3 rRNA genes are annotated in these 5,989 nt (G+C 49.8%); all 3 read right to left on the bottom strand.

Annotated features, from left to right (window positions below):
• Positions 1–11: 11 nt before the first annotated feature.
• Positions 12–2,904: ribosomal RNA gene (locus tag AC1HDP_RS18475) — 23S ribosomal RNA — on the bottom strand.
• Between the two features lie 300 nt (positions 2,905–3,204).
• Positions 3,205–4,751, bottom strand: a 16S ribosomal RNA gene (locus tag AC1HDP_RS18470).
• 1,034 nt (positions 4,752–5,785) lie between these two features.
• Positions 5,786–5,901, bottom strand: a 5S ribosomal RNA gene (gene rrf, locus AC1HDP_RS18465).
• Together the 16S, 23S and 5S rRNA genes form the textbook arrangement of a ribosomal RNA operon.
• Positions 5,902–5,989 lie beyond the last annotated feature (88 nt).

Genomic DNA, 5,989 nt, shown 5'->3' with positions numbered 1-5,989 from the left:
ATCTGGGTTGTATGGTTAAGCCTCTCGGGTCATTAGTACAAGTTAGCTCAACGCCTCACAACGCTTACACACCTTGCCTATCAACGTCCTAGTCTCGGACGGCCCTTCAGAGGACTTATAGTCCTAGGGATGACTCATCTTGGGGCTCGCTTCCCGCTTAGATGCTTTCAGCGGTTATCGATTCCGAACGTAGCTACCGGGCAATGCCATTGGCATGACAACCCGAACACCAGCGGTTCGTCCACTCCGGTCCTCTCGTACTAGGAGCAGCTCCCCTCAATCATCCAACGCCCACGGCAGATAGGGACCGAACTGTCTCACGACGTTCTGAACCCAGCTCGCGTACCACTTTAAATGGCGAACAGCCATACCCTTGGGACCGACTTCAGCCCCAGGATGTGATGAGCCGACATCGAGGTGCCAAACACCGCCGTCGATATGAACTCTTGGGCGGTATCAGCCTGTTATCCCCGGAGTACCTTTTATCCGTTGAGCGATGGCCCTTCCATTCAGAACCACCGGATCACTATGACCTACTTTCGTACCTGCTCGACGTGTCTGTCTCGCAGTTAAGCTGGCTTATGCCATTGCACTAACCGTACGATGTCCGACCGTACTTAGCCAACCTTCGTGCTCCTCCGTTACTCTTTGGGAGGAGACCGCCCCAGTCAAACTACCCACCAGGCACTGTCCCTAATCCCGATAAGGGACCTAGGTTAGAACATCAAAACTACAAGGGTGGTATTTCAAGGACGACTCCACACAAACTAGCGTTCATGCTTCAAAGTCTCCCACCTATCCTACACATGTAGGTTCAATGTTCAGTGCCAAGCTATAGTAAAGGTTCACGGGGTCTTTCCGTCTAGCCGCGGGTATACGGCATCTTCACCGCAATTTCAACTTCACTGAGTCTCGGCTGGAGACAGCGTGGCCATCATTACGCCATTCGTGCAGGTCGGAACTTACCCGACAAGGAATTTCGCTACCTTAGGACCGTTATAGTTACGGCCGCCGTTTACCGGGGCTTCGATCATGAGCTTCTCCGAAGATAACCCAATCAATTAACCTTCCGGCACCGGGCAGGCGTCACACCGTATACTTCATCTTGCGATTTTGCACAGTGCTGTGTTTTTGATAAACAGTTGCAGCCACCTGGTATCTGCGACTCCCGCTAGCTTAGAGAGCAAGTCTCATCACCGGCAGGAGCGTACCTTCTCCCGAAGTTACGGTACCATTTTGCCTAGTTCCTTCAGCCGAGTTCTCTCAAGCGCCTTGGTATTCTCTACCCGACCACCTGTGTCGGTTTGGGGTACGATTCCTGCTAACCTGAAGCTTAGAAGATTTTCCTGGAAGCATGGCATCAACTACTTCAGTCCCGTAGGACCTCGTCATCAGCTCTCAGCGTATGTATTCCCGGATTTGCCTAAGAATACCGCCTACCACCTTAAACGCGGACTACCAACGCCGCGCTAGCCTAGCCTTCTCCGTCTCTCCATCGCAGTTAGCACAAGTACGGGAATATTAACCCGTTTCCCATCGACTACGCCTTTCGGCCTCGCCTTAGGGGTCGACTCACCCTGCCCCGATTAACGTTGGACAGGAACCCTTGGTCTTCCGGCGAGGGGGTTTTTCACCCCCTTTATCGTTACTCATGTCAGCATTCGCACTTCTGATACCTCCAGCGTGGGTTACCCCTTCACCTTCAACGGCTTACAGAACGCTCCTCTACCGCGCATCTCTAATGAAATGCACCCGTAGCTTCGGTGACTAGCTTAGCCCCGTTACATCTTCCGCGCAGGCCGACTCGACTAGTGAGCTATTACGCTTTCTTTAAATGATGGCTGCTTCTAAGCCAACATCCTAGCTGTCTAAGCCTTCCCACATCGTTTCCCACTTAGCTAGTACTTTGGGACCTTAGCTGACGGTCTGGGTTGTTTCCCTTTTGACAACGGACGTTAGCACCCGCTGTCTGTCTCCCGCATAGTACTCATTGGTATTCGGAGTTTGCAAAGGGTTGGTAAGTCGGGATGACCCCCTAGCCTTAACAGTGCTCTACCCCCAATGGTATTCGTGCGAGGCGCTACCTAAATAGCTTTCGAGGAGAACCAGATATCTCCCGGTTTGATTGGCCTTTCACCCCCAGCCACAAGTCATCCGCTAATTTTTCAACATTAGTCGGTTCGGTCCTCCAGTTGATGTTACTCAACCTTCAACCTGCCCATGGCTAGATCACCGGGTTTCGGGTCTACACCTAGCAACTAAACGCGCAGTTAACACTCGGTTTCCCTACGGCTCCGCTATTCGCTTAACCTCGCTACTAAATGTAAGTCGCTGACCCATTATACAAAAGGTACGCAGTCACGGTCTCAAGAACCGCTCCCACTGCTTGTACGTATACGGTTTCAGGTTCTATTTCACTCCCCTCACAGGGGTTCTTTTCGCCTTTCCCTCACGGTACTGGTTCACTATCGGTCAGTCAGGAGTATTTAGCCTTGGAGGATGGTCCCCCCATGTTCAGACAACATATCACGTGTGCCGCCTTACTCGTTTTCATCTAAGGTTAGTTTTCATGTACGGGACTATCACCCTGTACCGTTGGACTTTCCAGACCATTCCACTAACACCCCCTAGACTTAAGGGCTAATCCCCGTTCGCTCGCCGCTACTTAGGGAATCTCGGTTGATTTCTTTTCCTCTGGGTACTTAGATGTTTCAGTTCCCCAGGTTCGCCTCATACAGCTATGTATTCACTGTATGATGACCACTTATGTGGCCGGGTTTCCCCATTCGGACATCGTTAGCTCAAATGCTTGTTACTAGCTCGCCAACGCTTTTCGCAAGTTACTACGTCCTTCATCGCCTCTGACTGCCAAGGCATCCACCGTATACGCTTAGTCACTTAACCATACAACCCAAATGAGTTTCACTTGAGCGTATTGCAACTAGCTGGTTTTTACTGTCTCTTGCTTTCGCAAAAGAACGCCTTGATTTACTTCATTTCTGAAGTTAAAGAATATCCAAAACACTTGATTAAAGTATTTTGAGAACTCAATTTTGTATCACCTAATGCTCGCGCATTAAGTTCTACTATCAGCTTTCCAAATTTTTAAAGAACGACACCCCTTCAAAGGAAGGTAATGTTTTGCTCGTCAACAAGACAAGGCAATCTGTGTGAACACTCAACAGTAATGCTAAATCGCATAGGTAAGGAGGTGATCCAGCCCCAGGTTCCCCTAGGGCTACCTTGTTACGACTTCACCCCAGTCATGAACCACACCGTGGTAAACGCCCTCCCCGAAGGGTTAAGCTATCTACTTCTGGTGCAGCCCACTCCCATGGTGTGACGGGCGGTGTGTACAAGGCCCGGGAACGTATTCACCGTGGCATTCTGATCCACGATTACTAGCGATTCCGACTTCATGGAGTCGAGTTGCAGACTCCAATCCGGACTACGATCGGCTTTGTGAGATTAGCTCCACCTCGCGGCTTTGCAACCCTCTGTACCGACCATTGTAGCACGTGTGTAGCCCTACTCGTAAGGGCCATGATGACTTGACGTCGTCCCCACCTTCCTCCGGTTTATCACCGGCAGTCTCCCTAGAGTTCCCACCATTACGTGCTGGCAAATAAGGATAAGGGTTGCGCTCGTTGCGGGACTTAACCCAACATTTCACAACACGAGCTGACGACAGCCATGCAGCACCTGTCTCAGAGTTCCCGAAGGCACTAAGCTATCTCTAGCGAATTCTCTGGATGTCAAGAGTAGGTAAGGTTCTTCGCGTTGCATCGAATTAAACCACATGCTCCACCGCTTGTGCGGGCCCCCGTCAATTCATTTGAGTTTTAACCTTGCGGCCGTACTCCCCAGGCGGTCTACTTAATGCGTTAGCTTGAGAGCCCAGTGTTCAAGACACCAAACTCCGAGTAGACATCGTTTACGGCGTGGACTACCAGGGTATCTAATCCTGTTTGCTCCCCACGCTTTCGTGCATGAGCGTCAGTCTTTGTCCAGGGGGCCGCCTTCGCCACCGGTATTCCTTCAGATCTCTACGCATTTCACCGCTACACCTGAAATTCTACCCCCCTCTACAAGACTCTAGTTTGCCAGTTCAAAATGCAATTCCCAGGTTGAGCCCGGGGCTTTCACATCTCGCTTAACAAACCGCCTGCGCACGCTTTACGCCCAGTAATTCCGATTAACGCTCGGACCCTCCGTATTACCGCGGCTGCTGGCACGGAGTTAGCCGGTCCTTCTTCTGTAGGTAACGTCACAGCTAACGGGTATTAACCGTCAACCTTTCCTCCCTACTGAAAGTGCTTTACAACCCGAAGGCCTTCTTCACACACGCGGCATGGCTGCATCAGGGTTTCCCCCATTGTGCAATATTCCCCACTGCTGCCTCCCGTAGGAGTCTGGGCCGTGTCTCAGTCCCAGTGTGGCTGATCATCCTCTCAGAACAGCTAGGGATCGTCGCCTAGGTGAGCCTTTACCTCACCTACTAGCTAATCCCACCTGGGCTTATCCATCAGCGCAAGGACCCGAAGGCTCCCCTGCTTTCCCCCGTAGGGCGTATGCGGTATTAGCAGTCGTTTCCAACTGTTATCCCCCACAAATGGGCAAATTCCCAGGCATTACTCACCCGTCCGCCGCTCGCCGGCAAAGTAACAAGTTACTTCCCGCTGCCGCTCGACTTGCATGTGTTAGGCCTGCCGCCAGCGTTCAATCTGAGCCATGATCAAACTCTTCAATTAAAGTTTTGTTCGGACCCAAAGGTCCTGCTCAATGAATTCTGTCGATTCGATGATAAATCACCGAATTTGCATGTTATGCGGACATCTTCGTTGAAGTCTCTTGCGAGACGTTTTAAATCGTTGTCGATTTATCAACTACTGTGAATGTCCACACAGATTTGCTTGTCTTCTACTTGTTAAAGAACGTTGCCGCTACGGGCTAGGGATGCGTATTTTACGCATTTCCTGTTGTGCGTCAAGTGTTTTATTCAACAACTTGTCGTCACTACTGAATACCTTAAGTAGTCAGTAAGTCGTCACTATCTACTGCGTTGCCGCACCATCTCGTGTCGATGGGCTGCATTATAGGGAGTGTTCGCTATTGTGCAAGCGCTTTTCGCCATAAAGTGTCATTATTTATTTACACTCAACTTACGACCATGAGGCGCACAGCTTACCCACAGAGTTACCCACTGCACACTCATAAACTCAGTAGGCTAGACCTCGCGACTCTATCGTTCTATCAAGGTTATCCATGACGAACTTCCCCAGTGAAAGGGCTAATCCCTTTATTTTTCGCTAAGCCACCATCATCAAATAGCACCATAATTTACTTATCGTGCAATAAAAGCCGCTAACCAAGCTTTTTTTAACATGACAATCCATCCCTAAAGTAAAGCACAGGGAGCATTACAGCATTATCACCAGCTGAGGAGCAGTATTGACTATGCCTAGAGCCAATCATCGTGCCGAAGATTAAGCTACGGATAACCATCCTTCACTGAGCAGTTAACTTGATTGTTGCAGCTATGGACTTATCCAAGTAATCCATGCTATCGAGACTCAAGCCGCCACACGTTTAAATAAAGAAGGTGCAATGGCTCACCAAGACCTGATTTATTGATAAATACCACTCTTCACAAACCGTAAAGCCAACGATTAAGCTAGCAAGCTCTAGTGTCAGACGTTGTGAACGCAAGTTAATCAAAAATCTAAACGAAAAAAGCCCGTTGCATGGCAACGGGCTTTATCGACTCTCTTCCGAGAAATTAGGCGCCTGGAGATGACCTACTCTCGCATGGGGAAACCCCACACTACCATCGGCGCGACTGCGTTTCACTTCTGAGTTCGGAATGGGATCAGGTGGTGCCACAGTGCTATGGTCTCCAGACAAATTTGGAAATTCAGAAAGCTAATTATTGAGTACTCAATCTTCAATCAAGTATTTTTCGATTCTTTCAGGCTTGTTCAGTAAAACC

This window comes from Shewanella sp. ISS20, assembly GCF_056522965.1.
Note: the sequence above shows the minus strand (reverse complement) of the source record. Positions and strands in the feature narration are given on the sequence as shown.